Annotated in this window: 14 protein-coding genes; 10 read left to right on the forward strand and 4 right to left on the reverse strand. The window is 44.7% G+C overall.

Annotation, left to right across the window (positions count from 1 at the left end; all coding sequences use genetic code 11):
• Nucleotides 1-476: 476 nt before the first annotated feature.
• Entirely contained in the window at nucleotides 477-3671 is a 3195-nt protein-coding gene (locus A8709_RS02305) for a DUF3427 domain-containing protein (RefSeq protein ID WP_065850582.1), read from the forward strand.
• Nucleotides 3672-3678: 7 nt separating this feature from the next.
• Here the strand turns inward: A8709_RS02305 and A8709_RS02310 are convergent, their stop codons facing one another.
• Nucleotides 3679-4062, reverse strand: a complete 384-nt coding sequence (locus tag A8709_RS02310) for a (deoxy)nucleoside triphosphate pyrophosphohydrolase (protein ID WP_065850583.1) — start codon at nucleotides 4060-4062, stop codon at nucleotides 3679-3681.
• A 135-nt stretch (nucleotides 4063-4197) separates the two neighbouring features.
• Nucleotides 4198-4545, reverse strand: coding sequence for a helix-turn-helix domain-containing protein (locus tag A8709_RS02315; RefSeq protein ID WP_065850584.1), 348 nt, complete (start codon nucleotides 4543-4545; stop codon nucleotides 4198-4200).
• Between the two features lie 260 nt (nucleotides 4546-4805).
• On the opposite strand from A8709_RS02315, the gene A8709_RS02320 reads away from it, so the two are divergent.
• Nucleotides 4806-5063, forward strand: coding sequence for a hypothetical protein (locus tag A8709_RS02320; RefSeq protein WP_065850585.1), 258 nt, complete (start codon nucleotides 4806-4808; stop codon nucleotides 5061-5063).
• Between the two features lie 173 nt (nucleotides 5064-5236).
• A complete protein-coding gene (locus A8709_RS02325) occupies nucleotides 5237-5521 on the forward strand; it encodes a hypothetical protein (protein ID WP_065850586.1) in 285 nt (94 codons plus the stop codon).
• 179 nt (nucleotides 5522-5700) lie between these two features.
• Here A8709_RS02325 and A8709_RS02330 read toward each other — a convergent pair whose 3' ends face one another.
• Nucleotides 5701-6093, reverse strand: coding sequence for a retropepsin-like aspartic protease (locus A8709_RS02330; RefSeq protein WP_065850587.1), 393 nt, complete (start codon nucleotides 6091-6093; stop codon nucleotides 5701-5703).
• Nucleotides 6083-6337: a hypothetical protein gene (locus A8709_RS02335; RefSeq protein WP_065850588.1), complete on the reverse strand. Its 255-nt coding sequence runs from the start codon at nucleotides 6335-6337 to the stop codon at nucleotides 6083-6085. Before A8709_RS02335 ends, A8709_RS02330 begins: the two co-directional genes overlap by 11 nt.
• A 315-nt stretch (nucleotides 6338-6652) precedes the next feature.
• On the opposite strand from A8709_RS02335, the gene A8709_RS02340 reads away from it, so the two are divergent.
• The 7 genes from A8709_RS02340 to A8709_RS02370 are packed head-to-tail and all read left to right on the forward strand — an operon-like array spanning nucleotide 6653 to nucleotide 16415.
• Nucleotides 6653-8890 carry a hypothetical protein gene (locus A8709_RS02340; RefSeq protein ID WP_065850589.1) on the forward strand — a complete coding sequence of 746 codons (2238 nt, stop codon included), beginning with the start codon at nucleotides 6653-6655 and terminating at the stop codon, nucleotides 8888-8890.
• Between the two features lie 19 nt (nucleotides 8891-8909).
• The gene (locus A8709_RS02345) at nucleotides 8910-10079 is read left to right on the forward strand and encodes a HEAT repeat domain-containing protein (protein WP_065850590.1); all 1170 of its coding nucleotides are present in this window, start codon (nucleotides 8910-8912) and stop codon (nucleotides 10077-10079) included.
• A 15-nt stretch (nucleotides 10080-10094) separates the two neighbouring features.
• Nucleotides 10095-11543 carry a glycosyltransferase family 2 protein gene (locus A8709_RS02350; RefSeq protein ID WP_065850591.1) on the forward strand — a complete coding sequence of 483 codons (1449 nt, stop codon included), beginning with the start codon at nucleotides 10095-10097 and terminating at the stop codon, nucleotides 11541-11543.
• Between the two features lie 18 nt (nucleotides 11544-11561).
• Nucleotides 11562-12377 carry a response regulator gene (locus A8709_RS02355; protein ID WP_065850592.1) on the forward strand — a complete coding sequence of 272 codons (816 nt, stop codon included), beginning with the start codon at nucleotides 11562-11564 and terminating at the stop codon, nucleotides 12375-12377.
• 32 nt (nucleotides 12378-12409) lie between these two features.
• Nucleotides 12410-13765, forward strand: coding sequence for a nucleotide sugar dehydrogenase (locus A8709_RS02360; RefSeq protein WP_065850593.1), 1356 nt, complete (start codon nucleotides 12410-12412; stop codon nucleotides 13763-13765).
• A gap of 32 nt (nucleotides 13766-13797) precedes the next feature.
• Nucleotides 13798-15627, forward strand: coding sequence for a glutamine--fructose-6-phosphate transaminase (isomerizing) (glmS, locus tag A8709_RS02365; protein ID WP_065850594.1), 1830 nt, complete (start codon nucleotides 13798-13800; stop codon nucleotides 15625-15627).
• A 26-nt stretch (nucleotides 15628-15653) separates the two neighbouring features.
• Nucleotides 15654-16415 (forward strand): sugar phosphate nucleotidyltransferase, encoded by a 762-nt coding sequence (locus tag A8709_RS02370; RefSeq protein ID WP_065850595.1) that lies wholly within the window; start codon nucleotides 15654-15656, stop codon nucleotides 16413-16415.
• The last annotated feature ends 12 nt before the right edge of the window (nucleotides 16416-16427 follow it).

Genomic DNA, 16427 nt, shown 5'->3' on the forward strand with positions numbered 1-16427 from the left:
ATCTACTCGGCTTTATTCTGGAAGCTAGGGTATAACACGAGCTGTAGTAAACCTGCTAGGCTAAGGACTTACACATACACCTCCTCTTTATACAAAAGTAATGTTATTGATAACAATATTCTATTATTAGCTTCCATACTTGGCTTTCTAAGGAAGGTTAGCTTGTAAGAGAATAAGTTATCTTATCACTGCTTAGCAATCCATTGATTATTATGTGAAGGTAAATTTGAAGTTTTGGTCTTTTTAGTACGGGCTTTATACTAGGGTCGGATAAAGAATCCACCGTGGAATAGAGCCTTTTACTTTCATACAGTGGCGATTAGATCTAGTTCACAAATAGAATAGTTCCATGCCATTAGAAAATAAATCGTTTAAATGAAGAACAGCCATCGCCTCAGAGAACGTTTCTTTATCCCAATCCCCTTTTATTCAGTATAATAAAGCAGGAAGAATTTACTAATTCTAGGAGGAACAACATGAGAGAGCATAGGGGAGTTTTCGAAGAGATACTACATAAAAACAAAGAATATCCATCTAATCAAATTACATATAACCTCCTCCCCCAGAATTATAACAACGCCTTAATTCAACAAGTAATGAAGGATATCAGTAAGTCTTTCAGATATTTGGCAGATCAAAACCAACACGCTAAAATATTAGAATTAACGAACCAACTGAGGGCAATTATTCCTGATTTGGCCTCATATGACTTGGATATGCCACTTAAAGCAATTCATTACAGGAATGATGATATTTCCTTGCCGATGTATCCTGAATTATTTCTATCACATCCACTATTGCTAACTAATTCAACTGCGGACCCAATTCACTTATTTAAAGCCCTTAAATATGAATTGTTAACTGCGGACAATGCGTTCTTTATGGTTAGTTTTGTGCGGTGGTCAGGACTACAACTGCTAATTAGGGCACTCGATGATCTTAGAAGAGAAGATCCTTCCAAGAAAGTTAAGATATTAACATCAACTTATCTTAAGATTACAGAGCCTAAAGCCCTTCGCCGCTTGTTAGAGCTACCAAATGTGGAGACAAAAGTATTTGATTCTGGTCGAGTTTCCTTCCATACCAAAGCTTATATGTTCGAGCGCAAATCTAGTCTAAATACGGTTATAATTGGCTCTTCTAATTTAACCTACTCTGCGTTGCAGACAGGACATGAATGGAACGTGAAATTACCAGGAGATACGTACTATTCGATTTATGAGAATGCAAGAAAAACGTTCCAAATGTACTGGGATGATCAAAGGGCTATCCAGCTTAGCAGTGATTTGATTTCAGCTTACGAAAAAGAATATAACAATAAGAAAATTATGCTAGTCAATCCATACTTAGCCGCGCAACATGTTGATTTGGTTAATGTTATGAATGACGACAAAAGTTTCACAAAAAAAGAGATTGTACCAAACAAAATGCAAGAGGGAGCTCTTAGGGCGCTGGGACAGACTAGGTTAAATGGTCATAATAAAGGCGTTGTTATAGCAGCGACTGGAACTGGTAAAACGTATCTTTCTGCTTTTGATGTGAAGAATTTCGGAGCGGATAGGGTATTATTTCTTGCACATAGGGATGAAATATTAGAAAGTTCTAGAAAAACTTTTGCAAAGATATTTGATGAAGCCAATAATTTGTGCGGCAAGCTCACGGGGATTGAGAAGGATTGGGACAAACCGTATTTATTTAGCACTGTTCAAACTCTTTCAAGAGACGATGTGTTAGAAAAATTTGCGCCTGATTATTTTGATTATATTATCGTAGATGAATTTCATCATGCTGAAGCAGCTACCTATAGAAGGGTAATTGACTATTTTAAACCTAAATTCTTATTAGGGCTTACAGCAACGCCCGATCGCATGGACGGCAGGGATGTTTTAGCAATTTGTGATAATAATGTCGTATATGAAATTCGTTTAAGGGATGCACTTAAAGAAGGGCTCTTAACTCCATTTAGGTATTTTGGTTTGAGTGATCCTACGATTGATTATGCACAGATTGAAGTTCTAAGTAATGGTCAATTTGTTGAAAATGAGCTAGTGCGTGCCCTGAACACGCATGAACGTGTTGACTATGTAATTAATATGATTAATAAGTTCGGACATGATGGCAATGTTATGACGGCTTTGGGCTTCTGCGCTTCAATTGAACATGCTCGTTATATGACGGATGAGTTTACAAGTCGAGGCTATAAGGCAGCTTGTCTAACGAGTAATGATCTTCCGAACGAAAGGCAAGATATTATTAGTAAGTTGGAAAATGATAGTGATCCTCTTCAAATCATATTTACAGTAAATATTTTTAATGAAGGTGTAGATATTCCTAAGGTGAATTTGATTTTGTTTTTGCGACCTACGGAATCGGCAACTATTTTTATACAACAACTTGGTCGGGGATTACGGAAAATCGCAGGGAAAGAATATGTAACAATACTTGATTTCATTGGAAATTATCAAAAATCATTTATTGTGCCGTTAGCCTTATCTGATCAACATAACCATAAAGCATTTGACCGGGATTCTTTGCGAATCGCTATTGAAACGGAGTTCGCCGATTTACCGGATGGCTGCTTCGTAGATCTAGAAGAGGTGTCAAGGAAAGAAATCCTCAAGAATATTGAGAATATTCGTATGGATCGAGATCTGTTACTTATGGAGCTTTATAATCAATTTAAGAGAGAGTTAGGTTATTCACCCGAACTAAATGACTTTTTATATTATGATGGCGCTCCTAGTTTAAACTTTTTTATATCCAAGTATGGTTCGTGGGTTGAAACGAAAAAGAAGATGAAGGATATTAATGCTTTCGATATTGAGTTATTAGAAGACAAAGCGATGCTGGAGGTAGTTCAGAGGCTAGAAGATATGTTGCCACTTAAATGGCCATATGAGTTTTCAGTTCTTTCCGTAGCCTTTGAAAAGGGGAATATTACAAGAGGGGACGTACTAGATGATTTAGCCTATAGATTCGGAATACGTGTTTCAGAGGATATACAAGGTAACAAGATTGATAAAGCCATGGAGAAGCTAGCAACCAAGCTGGTAAAACAGACGTGGTCATTTGGGAGTTATGATAACGGTAGTTTCGCTGGTTCAACTATCTTACAGCAGATTAAAGAGAATAAAGAAGTATTTAATTATATTAAAGATCGCTTAGAATATGGTTTGGCCGAATTTAGAAGGTTCTATAGACCTGATGTATTTTTTGAAAGTCAGAAGAACGTAGTAATGTATCAAAACTACACAAGAAATGATCTCATGTACTTGTTTGAATCACCTGCGAAAGAAGGTACATGGCGAGAGGGGGTAAGTCGGGTAGGGGATCATTACTTACTCTTTATTAATTTGAATAAAGGGGAGAAGGTCGCTGATCACTTACAGTACCATGACTATTTTGTAGATCAGCAACACTTCCATTGGCAAAGTCAAAATGCTACTTCTCATGAATCCCAGCGTGGGCAAGAATTTATTCATCACACCAGTATGGGAATTCATTTACATTTATTTGTTAGGAAATTTGAAAAGATGCATAACGAAGTCTTACCCTTTACTTACTTAGGTGAAATTGATTATATGAATAGCCATGGTGATAAACCAATGAATATTAATTGGAAATTACATCATCCTATACCAGATGCTATGTATACCGATTTTATTCGTTAGTCGTTGTTTAGCAAATGGCTGCGAGGGTAGGTAGGTCAGCAGGCGCCCACTCAAGCTCATTAAGTTGATTAACAGGCAACCAAACTAATTTCTCGTGCTCACTGGCAATTGCAACACCATCGATAATTTTAGCCTTGTAGGTAATTAATCGTACGATAACGTTCGGATACTCATGAGTAGCATCGACAACAAGCTCGCCTACTTCAATTGTACAGTCTAGTTCTTCTTTAATCTCACGAGCAAGGCTTTCTTGAGGGGTTTCATTAGCTTCTATTTTCCCACCAGGAAACTCCCAATAACCAGGCAATGACATTTGTTGAGAGCGGAGTGCACATAGCACTTCGTTTTTTTCGTTATAAATAACAGCGCCGACTACATCGACTTTTTTCATGATTTATAATCTCCTACTCTGTTTAGATGTACTTATATTATAGCTTTAATTTAATGAGGTTCAAATAACTGAATAAATCCACTTTAATGAATAAAAGAGCGACCTCGAAACCAACTCGATGTCGCTCCTTTGATTTCATTTTTTTGTAAGAAGAATATCCATAGATATTTTATGTATCAATTTAATTTCATCAACGCTTCTATCTTCAAGGAATTGTTTATGTACCTCTAACACTGCCGCTTTATCAAAATCATTGGAGGTAACATCAATTTCATTAAAGTTAAAGAAAGTTCCAAGATCGGTATTAAGAGCGGTTATGATCTTGTCCAGTGAATCAAGAGAGATGTTCCGAGTTCCTCTTTCGACATCCCCAATATATGAATTCTTCAATTGAGCTAGTTCTCCGAGTTTTTCTTGGGAAAATCCCCTTTGTTTTCGTATCATTCGGATCCGCTCGCCAACTAATTTACGAAAGTTACCCATAATAACCACCTCAGTAATAGAGTAGGTTTTAAATAATGTAGCAAACAGACCTTTATTAGTGTATATTATTAATAATTACACTTATAAGTTATTTTTAAGTTTTGAGATACCAATTTATTGGATTTACAAAGGATAATACAGAAAGGAGATTATTTCCTCATCTTCGTAGTAGCATTCAAGATAGCTATTATGAACTACTTAACTCAGCATTAACAGAAAAGAAGTTGGATAAACATTGTCTATCATCGGAGGTGAGCCATATGAACGATACCCTTGCCAAATATAATGAAGCCGTTAATGAGGAACAAATACTTATACATAGAATCAGTGTGTGCAAAGAACTAATAGACATTATCCTAACCTACATCTCCGAGAAGGCAGATTCTATTCACATGCTTACAGCAGAGGACATTATTACTTCGGTTCATACGATAGGTCAGGATCTGGATACAGAATTGCTCCATTTGAGGCTGGAGAAGGGGATTTTGGATAATAAGCTCAAAGGGTTAATAGATTAAGATGATAGCCTCCCCCCGTACAATGCGGCGGAGGTTTTTCCAAGTTATTGGGATCTGTACAGCAACATATATCGAAGTAACTCAGTATATAGATAGTTAAACCATGAAAATGAAAGAGGTGAGCACATGAAGAAATTGGACGGCCTCTAACTTCCCCCAAGGAGGTTAGACCAATGAGCAGAAGTTACAAAAAATCACCGGTATGTACCGATCACACATCGCCAAGAACAAAGTGGGCCAAACGCCAGGCAGCTAAAGCTGTAAGACGACATGACGGGTTTATCGAAAATGGCAGATCTTACAGAAAGTTATTTTGTTCCTGGAATATTTGTGACTATAGGTTTTATCAGACAAAAGAAAAGGCCGTTTTTGAGTGGGAAAAGGATGTAAGGCTTCAGTCGGGATTTTCAAAAGAAAGAATGCTTAGAAATTGGGAGAAATTCTACAGGAGAAAATAAGTAAGAAGCGTTGGCCAGGGAAGTGCCAGCGCTTATTGCTTTTAATAAACATTTTTGGCTAAGTGGCTATATTTCCCCTATGATTATTTTGTACAAATATTAGGGGTTTACAGTAGTGAGTGGACGGGCGATTGGACATGAAAAGGGGACGTGCGAATTATGCACGTCCCCTACCAATGTTATGCCGATGACGCTGGATACATTTGCATCTGTTGAAGATCAATAATCATGTTACCGCCTTTAAGTATATCTAGGCCAATGAGTCCATTAATGTGATTGATATCATCGTGAAATATACCAAAATCCATTCTGATATCGTTTATAACGAGGCTACCGAGCTGGATTTGCTCTACTTGCTTTTGGAATGAGTACTCTTCTCCGCCGATTCCAAAACTTCTCACAAGCTTGTCTCCATTCTCGAATTTAATACCGATTTCGGACACGATGTCTGAGGAGAGAAGAGAGTGTGCCGCGCCGGTATCAATCACTAAATTGCCGATAGTTAAGGAGCGCCCTTTATAACAAATTGTCATAGAGGTTTGGAGTAAATTATGAGCATATTCAATCTGCATGTCTTCTACTCCTATATAAAGGATTATGCCTGATTTCGATAGTTATTTTTTCTTGACCGGTATGGTAGACGATGTTGTTGTCCTTACACTTAAATAATTCTTTAGTAGCTTCATCGGGGTCTTGAATTGCTCTAACCAAAGCGACTTCATCAACATACTGAACATTATCTTTGGTATGAGAAGTCAGGATTTCTAGCAAAACGTACTGGTGAGGGTAAATATTGCGAACTTCTTGCCATTGCATAGAACATGCACCTCGCTTACAGTATTTCTTACTAAAATTATACCATATAAAATCGAACGATAGAGCAATCCAGCGAATGGCAGTCCGGTTTGTAGTTTAGAGAGAACTCTAAACTCCCCCCTATTTACAAAAACTTATCCCCTTTTAACAATCCGATCACAATCTTTTAACTCTTTCACAACACATTTCAAACAACGAACACAATGCTCTCGATTTGCACACAATGTTTAACACTTTGAAAACAGACAAAGGCACTTTCCTGTCGTACCATGGCAATAGACAGATGAATTTAGCAAATTATCGAAGGTGAATAGGATGCGCAAGTGGCTCAAATTGTTGTTGAGGATAGGTCTTGTCTTAGCGATTGTAGCCGGTGCGCTTTATTATTGGCTGCGTCCGCTTTTGGTCAGAATCGAAAGCACGACGCTGGCTAGCGGCATACATGTGAAGTTTAAGACCGAAGGAACGAATGTAGAAGAATATGCGAATCAAGCCTGGCAGCCCTATTTTGCCAAGGGGATTAATATGGGGGCGACGATCCCTGGACATTTTCCTGGTGAACTGGCCATTTCAGAGGACGACTATGAGAGATGGTTTGGCATGATTCAGGACATGGGGGCGAATGTGATCCGGGTGTATACGATCATGATGCCCGAGTTTTACGAGGCGCTTTCCAAATACAACATGAAACATCAGAAGGATCCGCTTTTCTTCCTTCAGGGCGTATGGAGCCCCGAGGAACAGCTGATTGAAGGGCAAGATGCCTTTGATCCCAAGATTAAGGAGAAATTCGAGCAAGAGATTAAAGACGCGGTTGCGGCGGTCTATGGAAAAACGACACTCACACCCGAGCCGCATTCAGGAAAAGCTGGAGGTGCCTACAAATTTAATGCAGGTCCTTATCTGATGGGCTGGATTGTCGGAACAGAATGGGATCCGAAGATGGTGAAGGGAACCAACGACCTACATGCAGATACCCCAGACTACACGGGGAAATATTTCCGAAATAAGCCGGGAGCGAACGCTTTTGAAAAGTGGCTGGCCTTGATGGTCGACACGGCGGCGCAAACGGAAGTTCAGTATGGCTGGCAGCATCCAATGGCCTTCGCCAATTGGGTGACGACGGATCCGATCGCGCATCCGGGCGAGCCGCTGGTTGAAGAGGATCTGGTTAGCGTTGACCCGACGCATATTGAGGCGGTGAATTGGGAGGCTGGTTATTTTGCCTCGTATCATGTGTACCCGTATTATCCGGATTTCTTTGCCTTTGATAAGTCATTCCAGGAAATGACCAACAGCAAAGGAGAACCAGATAGTTACCTCACCTACCTCAATAAATTAAAAGCAGCGCATCCCAATATGCCGGTCATGGTTACGGAATATGGCGTTCCTGCCTCTGTGGGGGTAGCTCACTTGGGTACGCTCGGCCGCGATCAAGGCGGTCATAGCGAGAAGCAGCAGGGAGAGATCGATGCGGACTTGCTACAGGAGATTCATGGGTCCGGCTATGCGGGTGCGATTTTGTTCACGTGGCAGGACGAATGGTTTAAGAAGACGTGGAACACCCAACGCTACGATGAAGCGGATCGCCGAGCGTACTGGTATAACACGCTGACGAATGAGTCGTTCTTCGGGGTACTCGGGATGTTCCCGAGTAAAGACAATAAACTTTTCATCGATGGGGATGCCTCGGATTGGAACAAGCTGAAGGATAAGACGAAGCTTGATGTGCAGGTTCCGGGCTTTGAGGAGATTTGGGCCACGCATGACGAAGGCTATCTTTATTTGCAGGCCAAGCTATCTGAACCATTTGACCCATCCAAGGAAAGTATTTATTTCGGGGCGGATACACTGCCCGGTGGTAATCGTCATGGACCGGAGCTTCACGGCATGACACTTGATGAAGGATTGGAAACTTTAATCGAGCTATCGGATGAAAATAAAAGCCGCATGACGATCGCTTCCAATTACGATATTCATTCCCGGTTGTATGAGCGTTCCGGGCTGCCGGACATCGATCCGAAGGAAAAGCAGGATGACTCAGGGATTTTCAAGCCTTGGAAGCTGGCTGTCAATTATTTACTCGAATATCCGGACTCCCGGGTGAATCACCCTTTCGGAGACGTAGAGGTTGGCATTTTAGAGAGAGGGTACAGCGATCCGTCGCGTTCTGACTACAATTCGAAGGCGATGTGGCAGGTGCAAGGGCAGGTGCTCGAAATGCGTATCCCGTGGATGCTGCTAGGATTCAGCGATCCAAGCTCTCTGAGCGTTATTAACTACAGTCTGCCGAGTAAAAATAAATTTGAAATGACGCACGTAAAAGGTGTTCGTTTTGTTCCGTGGATTGTGAAGAATGATGAGGTTGTTGGCCGGGATAACTCGGCTGCAGCGCAGCCAATTCCAGTGTCGGCTATGCCGCTCTACACATGGCAGGGCTGGGAGGATAAGGTAAATTACGTGGAACGGCCGAAACAAAGTTACTACATCATGAAAGAGGCGTTGCATAAGATCAATGGCCCCGCTACCCCTACCGATCAATCGGGCAGCTGAAAAAGAGGAGAGTGCAAGTGTGTACACCAATCTGAATGCAGCCATACAAGCGTTATATATCATTTTGGCTTTTAACCTGGTTTGTGTGGTCATCATTTATGCCATCAAATTAAGAAGTATAAGAAGGAGAAAAGGGAACGACCGCTTCCAAACGAAGTTTAAGGATTACCTGACGTATGTGCAAGCCAATCTGGATGGGACGGAGCCGTTAAGGGCCCCTCCCTGGACGATGAACGTGGTGGAAAGAGAGGCGATGCAGGAAAAGCTGAATGATATGATGGAAATCTTCTCGGGCGAACAGCGGCATAAGCTGGTTCAGCTTTGCTTAGATCTGGGGCTCGTGCTCCACCATATGGAACGCCTTAGCAGCCGAACTTATCGGGTGAAGCTGGATGCAGCGTATCATTTGGGATGCATGCGGGTGAAGGAGGCAGTGCCGGCTTTACTGGACATGTTAAAGGAGCATCCGCTCAATTCGTCTCTGTTTGTGGTGGCCCGCGCTGTCGCTAAGTGTGCCACCAGCCAGAAGGAGCTCGAAGCCATGGTTCAGATTCTCCTTCAGCACAACAAGAAATACTACGAGCTAATTGTCGATATGATAGCCGACTCGGAAGTAGATGCTGGTTCCTTGTACACGGGCTATGTGAGTCATAAAAATCCAGCTTACGTGCGGATTGGACTGATTGGGCTCAATGTCCATACCGATCCGGCTGCAGCCTCTGCGGTCTATCGTCTCATGGATTCCGAGCAGGAAGACATTCAAATCAAAGCGGTGGATTTGTACCTGAAAAGCTCTCGTCTGCTGCCTAGAAACATCGTGAGCAAGCTGCTGAATCATTCAAATCTCAGCATTCGCCGATTGACGATAGAGACTTTGGCCGACATCAAAAATCCAGCTTACGTCGAACTGATGAGAAGCAGTCTGAACGACGCCGATCAGCGAATTGTGTATGCGTCGGCTAAAGGGCTGCTCCGTATGGGAGAAGAAGGTATGGCGGCGCTTTGTGAGAGTGCAGTAGCAGTTCAAGGTATGGAACGCGGGCAGTTCATGCAGCAGCTAATTGATGATGAGCTCAAGCATCTGTCTATGCAGCTGCACAATTGGGATAAGCTCATGCAATATAACCTGCTCATGTACACCTATGACAAAGTATTTCACAGGTCAAAACGTATCTATCGTGTTGTATAGGAGGGTTGTGTAAACATGTGGGTTTTCGGATATCAAGTCGTGTTGGATTCATTCCTGCACGGGTTAAGGGAGTTTTTGCTCTATTACAGTTACGTCGCGATCTTTTACGTTATTCTCGTCACACTGCTCTATTATTTCATCTTCGGATTTTCGATTCGGCATATTTTCTCGATCAAGCGTGGAATTCAGTACAATCGGATCAATAAGCTATCCAGTTCCAGCCAGCTCCCGCCAGTTTCCCTGTTGGTTCCGGCCTATAACGAGGAATTAACCATTATTGAGAATGTAAGATCGCTGCTGGCGCTCAATTACGCGGAATATGAGGTGATCGTCGTCAATGACGGTTCACAGGACGGGACCTTGAAGTGCATGCTTGAGGAGTTCAAGCTGGAGCTCGTTCATCCGGTGCTCTCCAGCTCCATTAAGACCGGAAAAATCAGAGGGGTGTACCATAATCCCGAGTATCCCAATCTATTTTTCATAGATAAAGAAAATGGCGGGAAGGCGGATTCGCTAAACGCAGGTATCAATCTCTCCCATTATGCGTTGATCTCCACGATCGATGCGGATTCTTTGCTTGAAAAGGACGCCTTAACGCGGATTGCCCGGGTTTATATGGAAAATCCTGAGGAAACGATCGCCGTTGGGGGCAATGTTCGAATCGTGAACAGCTGCACGGTGGAAGACGGCATTGTGAAGGATGTGCAATTTCCTCGTAAGCTGCTGCCGGCATTGCAACATGTCGAGTATACGAAGGCTTTTCTCGGCGGCAGGATCGGCTGGAGTGCGGTCAATGGCCTCATTATTATTTCGGGCGCCTTTGGTGTGTTTCAAAAGGAAAAGGTCATCGCCGTCGGCGGTTACCGTGGGGGCTACCCCGGTGAAGATATGAACATTGTCATTAAGCTTCACCGCTACTGCTTGGACAATAAAATCCCGTATCGGGTAGCATTTTGCCCGGATGCCGTTTGTTGGACGCAAGCCCCTGATTCGTACCGAATCTTGAGCAGCCAGCGTAAGCGCTGGGGGCGGGGAAATCTGAAAAATATGATTGAAGAAGGTATTCACATGGTGCTGCGCCCGAAATACAAAATATTCGGGATGCTGACACTTCCCTATAACATTGTGTTTGAAACACTGAATCCGTATTTCCGCCTCAGCGGCCTGTTGGCTATATTGGGCTACTGGATGCTGAATATGACGGATTGGTACACGGTCGTTATCTTTTCGTTAGTCAATCTATTTTCCTGCTTTACCTTAAGTCTGGGGGCCTTATTTATTGAAGAGGCGGCCTTCAGCCGATATCCCAAGCTGCGTGACCTGAACAAGATGCTCTTGTATTCGCTCTTAATGTTTGCAGGGTATCGGCAAATCGGTGTTTGGTGGAGGTTAAACGGACATGTCCAATTCCTGCGCAATAACAACTCGTGGGGAACGATGGTCCGAACCAATTTTAATAAATAGATAAGAGGAGTGGAGAAGATGGCGGTATTAGTTCATGATCCGATTCAAGAAGCGATGTTGCAATTAGCAGAAAGAGTTCAGGTTTCCTATGAAAAAGGTGCTCCCTATGGGATGATCCTTGCGCCATGCGCAGCGGTGGGCCAGAAAGTACTGGAACAAATGCAATCCTATGTGAGCGGCTTTGAGCCGGAGGCACCTCTTCATTGCTTCTACTTAGATCCAAGCGGCCTTCTCGGAATCGTGCTGTCCGGGCAAAAGCTTATCAATACCCATTATGCATCGCTCGTGCTCAAAGAGTTTCTGGAACAGCAAGATTTACTCGAAGGTCAGGTGGCAGTCGCCAGCTTCCCAGAGAGTGGGGAGCTGACGGAACTGTCGATGTCACAGCTGCTCCAAACGACGCTGCAAGGGAAAGGGGAGAGCCGAGATATTCACCTGTTCATGAACCATGGGGTTCAACAGGGAATTACATCGATTCTTATCGCCGATCCGGACGAGGTGAGCCGAGAGTTTGTCAAGCTGCGACTTGAGATTAACGGTTACAAGGTAGAAGAGGCCAGGGACGGCAGTGAAGCCCTCGAGAAATTTGAGAAAACTATGCCGAACTTGGTGATCACGGAGCTGAACCTGCCGATTCTTGACGGATACCAGTTGATCGACAAAATCAAGCGGGATTATGACGGTGAAGGACAAGTCATCGTGCTTACGGATAAGCAGCTGCCCAAAAGTATGGACCGTGCCTTCGAATTGGGCGCATCCGATTATGTGACGAAGCCCTTCTCCATTTCGGAGCTGGAGTGGAGAATCAAGAAACTGAGTTCCCGTCTGAACTAATAAGCGAGAAACCATGAGAGGGTGGAATCATAATGAACGCATATAACCAATTAAAATATAAATTTCAGACAAAAACGGCCGAAATCGGGGTCATTGGTCTCGGCTATGTAGGGCTGCCACTATGCATGGAGATGGCGAAGGGCGGGTTTACGGTATACGGTATCGATCTCGATTTCCGGAAGGTAGAGTCACTTCAAAGCGGCCAGTCCTATATTCAAGACGTTCCGAGCGAAGAAGTGATGAAAGCGATCGAGTCCGGCCGGTTTATTCCAACGGATGACTACCATACGGTTCAAAAGCTGGATGCGATCTCCATCTGCGTACCGACCCCGCTTAGTGAAAACCAAGATCCGGATACCTCTTATATTCAGAGTGTCGTCCGGGAAATCAAGAAGAATCTTAAGCGTGGAGCTTTGATCATCTTAGAGAGCACCACCTATCCGGGAACAACGGAGGAACTCATCCAGTTCGAGCTGGAAGCGCAAGGACTCAAGGTGGGCAAGGATTTCTTTCTCTGTTTCTCGCCGGAGCGGGTTGATCCAGGTAATCCTAAATTCAACACGTTTAATACGCCAAAGGTGATCGGTGGAACGACGGAAGCGTGCATCGACCTTGGCGTAACCTTATACAGCCATGTCGTGAAGGACGTCGTACCTGTCTCCTCGCCGAAAGTAGCGGAGATGTCCAAGCTGCTAGAAAATACGTTTCGCAGTATTAACATTGCGTTCATTAACGAAATGGCGATGATGTGCGACAAAATGGACATTGACGTCTGGGAGGTCATTAAGGCAGCCTCGACGAAGCCGTTTGGCTTTATGCCGTTCCATCCGGGACCTGGCATTGGCGGTCACTGCATTCCGCTGGATCCAATGTATTTATCGTGGAAAGCGAAGGAATTCCGTTTCTACAGCAAGTTTATCGAGCTGGCGCAATCCATCAATGATAATATGCCGGAGTATGTCCGCTATAAAGCTTCGCAGATTCTCAATATGTATGCGAAATCCATCCGCAATTCGAAGATTCTCATTCTAGGCATGGCGTATAAGCCGGATGTGGACGATCTCCGTGAATCGCCAGGGCTGGAGCTGTACGAGCTTCTTCAGGAGAGCGGAGCGAAAGTGGACTATTATGATCCGCATGCCGTGTCCTTCCTCGATAAAGAAGGGAATACGGTACAATCTGTGAACTACGATCTGTCCGCTTTTGCTGAATATGACAGCATGGTGTTGATCACGAATCATCGCTGCTTCAATAACCGTGAACTGGCAGATCTGGGTGTGCCGATTATCGATACGCGCAACGCTTTTGTAGACATTCATGGGGACAATATTTATAGATTGGGTACAGGTATTCGCAAGCGAGAAGTGAGGCTCGCTGTAGGCGTTTAAACGCATTTTAGAAGAGAGAGGAGAAAACAAAGATGTGTGGCATTGTAGGATATATCGGAAGGCGAGATGTGCAGCCCATTCTGCTGAACGGATTAAGCAAGCTGGAGTATAGAGGATATGATTCCGCGGGGATTGCGGTATTGGTGCAGGATCAGCTCAAGATTAGCAAGGCGGAAGGACGTCTGGTCAACTTAGCGGATCAGCTGGATAAGGAGCCGTTGAAAGGATCGGTTGGCATCGGTCATACACGCTGGGCTACTCACGGCAGACCGTCGGATGCTAACTCCCATCCACATACAGATATGTCGGGTAAATTCACTGTCGTGCATAACGGCATCGTGGAAAACTATATGGAGCTAAACAAAGAGTTGGAGCAAAAGGGTGTCACCTTTGCATCCGAGACCGACACCGAGGTCATTGCCCACTTACTTGCTGAGCATTACGAAGGCGACCTCTTTACCGCGATGCTCGCGGTCATTCAGAGACTGCAAGGGGCTTACTCCCTTGGTGTCATGACGGAGTATGAGCCGGATAAGCTTATCGCGGTCAGACAATCAAGTCCGCTTGTGATTGGTGCGGGTCAGGGAGAATACTTCATTGCTTCAGACATCTCCGCTCTTCTTGAATATACCCGTGAGGTATGTATTTTGGAGGATGGCGATTTGGCCGTCATTACACAGGAGGGTATCTCCATCTCGAAGGTCGAGACAGGGGAACCGGCGGCGTGTAAGCTGCAGCATATTGATTGGCGTGCAGATCAGGTGGAGAAGGGACTGTTTGAGCACTTCATGCTGAAGGAAATTCACGAGCAGCCGTTAACACTGCGTAATACGATGCTCGGGCGCATCAATGACCAGGACAAGGTGATTTTCCCGGAATTGGTGCACGCAGCAGGCATGTTCCTACAGGTGGATAAAATCTTTATCGTGGCTTGCGGCACCGCCTATCATGCCGGACTTGTCGGCAGTACGGTCCTTGAGAAGCTAACGCGGATCCCGGTGCAGTGCGATATCGCATCGGAATTCAGATATCGGGATCCGATCATCACGGACCGTACGCTCGTCATCGTCGTGAGCCAATCTGGGGAAACGGCGGATACGCTCGCTGCCCTGCAAGAGAGCAGAAGGCAAGGCGCGAAAGTGTTAGCTATTACGAATGTGCCAACCAGTTCAGTTGCACGAGATGCGGACTATGTCATCGCAACGAAGGCCGGCCCGGAAATTGCCGTAGCCTCGACCAAAGCGTATACCGCTCAGCTGCTCGCCTTCTATTTGTTCAGCATTTACTTGGCACAGGAAAGAAAGACGCTGTCTACCGAATTTCATGCGGAGCTGATCAAAGGCTTGAAGGCACTTCCCGTTCAGGTGGAGAAGGTGCTGGAAAACGCCAACGACGTGAAGCTGTATGCCGAATCGATCAAAGATGCGGACAGCCTATTTTTTATCGGAAGAGGGTTGGACTACGCTGTTGCACTTGAGGGCTCTCTCAAATTGAAGGAAATCTCTTATATCCACTCGGAGGCTTATGCAGCCGGTGAGCTAAAGCATGGCACATTGGCGCTGATCGAGAAGGATACGCCGGTGATTGCCCTGGCTACACATATGGATCTATACGAAAAAACAGTTAGCAATATTAAAGAAGTTAAGGCCCGTGGCGCACATGTCATGGGGATTACGGTGGAAGGTAATGTCGGGCTGCTGAATAGCGTAGATGAAATCTGCTTCATCCCGCCGTCCCTTCAGCTTTTGGCACCGATATTGGCCGTCGTGCCGCTGCAGTTAATCTCTTATTACGCCTCCTTGGCCCTGGGGAACGATATTGATAAACCGCGCAACTTGGCCAAAAGCGTGACGGTTGAATAACCATCCAGAGGGGAGCTGAACCACACATGGAAGCATTCGCTATTGTGTTAGCTGCAGGGAAAGGCACACGGATGAAATCGGAGCTGCCCAAAGTGCTTCATCCCGTTGGAGGGGTACCGATGATCGGCCGTTTGGTGGGCAAGCTGGAAGCGATGCCGATCACTCGGATTGTGGCCGTGATCGGGCATCGGGGAGAGCTGGTGAAGAAGTGCTTGGGAACGCGGGTTACCTATGTCCAGCAGGAGAACCAGCTTGGAACGGCACATGCCGTTCATCAGACGGAACGTCTGCTCAGTAACCGCAGCGGATCGACCTTGGTGCTTACGGGCGATACGCCCCTCATCAGGCAATCGACCATTGAACGGCTGCTAGCGGACCAGCGTGCACACACAAGTGCTGGCGTAGTGTTGACCGCGATTGTTCCCGATCCAACCGGCTATGGAAGAATTATCCGAGATTCTGCAAGCGGCGAAGTTGTCGATATCATTGAAGAGAAGGACGCAACGCCTGAGCAGAAATCGATTACCGAAATTAACACGGGGATTTTCTGCTTCGATAATGAAAGCTTGTTTCAAGCGCTCCCTGGCATTACCAATGACAATGCGCAGCAGGAGTACTACTTGACCGATATCGTGAAGGTGATGCGTGAGACCGGTATTTCCGGCGGTCAGAAGCGATTCGAGGCGATGGTTCTCGAGGATCCGACAGAAGTGATGGGGATTAACACTCCTGAACAGTTGGAGGAGGCGAATCGAGCCTTTTATGAACATATAGGGATTTTTGCTTAAAAAGCCATAGGG

Source organism: Paenibacillus pectinilyticus, from assembly GCF_001700435.1.
GTDB lineage: Bacteria > Bacillota > Bacilli > Paenibacillales > NBRC-103111 > Paenibacillus_E > Paenibacillus_E pectinilyticus.